This is a genomic window from Campylobacter aviculae (assembly GCF_005406215.1).
Classification (GTDB): domain Bacteria; phylum Campylobacterota; class Campylobacteria; order Campylobacterales; family Campylobacteraceae; genus Campylobacter_D; species Campylobacter_D aviculae.
The window spans coordinates 1-484 of record NZ_NXMA01000054.1 but is presented as its reverse complement, the minus strand read 5'-3'; the positions used below and the strand labels follow the sequence as shown (position 1 = coordinate 484).

The window sequence follows — 484 nt, the reverse complement described above, 5'->3', positions numbered from 1 at the left end:
CTACTATAAAATCCGCTTTCCTCGTCTTTATCTTCTGTGTTAAATAAAATTTCAATCGGTTTTTTTTGAAATTTTAAAACAAAGATTTCTATTTTTTGTTTTAGTTCTCTTAATTCTTTGTATTTTGGAGTATAAAGGGTTAAATTAATTTCTAATTCTTTATTTAAAATCTTATTGTCTATGCTTAAATTTAATTCTTCATTGCTTATTTCATAGATTAAAAATGCCTTTTCTAATTTATCTTTAGATCTTGAAATAGGATATACTTCAATATTTAAAAAGTCTTTTAATTCTTTTAAAAAATGGCTTAAAAATTCTTGCATCTTAAAAACCTAATTTATTTAATTCAAAATCCAATTTAGTCTCCACAAGCTTATCTGCCTTTAAATCTACTTTATCTCTTGCATTTTGCATGGTATAAGTTCCTTTTACAAAGGTTGTTTTACCACTTGTGTTGGTTTTGCCTTTTTGGCTCTTTTTTATC

At 24.4% G+C, this 484-nt stretch carries 1 protein-coding gene; it reads right to left on the bottom strand.

Annotation, left to right across the window (positions count from 1 at the left end):
• A partial coding sequence (locus CQA76_RS08950) for a hypothetical protein (RefSeq protein WP_137623023.1) occupies window positions 1–323 on the bottom strand: 323 nt, incomplete at its 3' end.
• Window positions 324–484 lie beyond the last annotated feature (161 nt).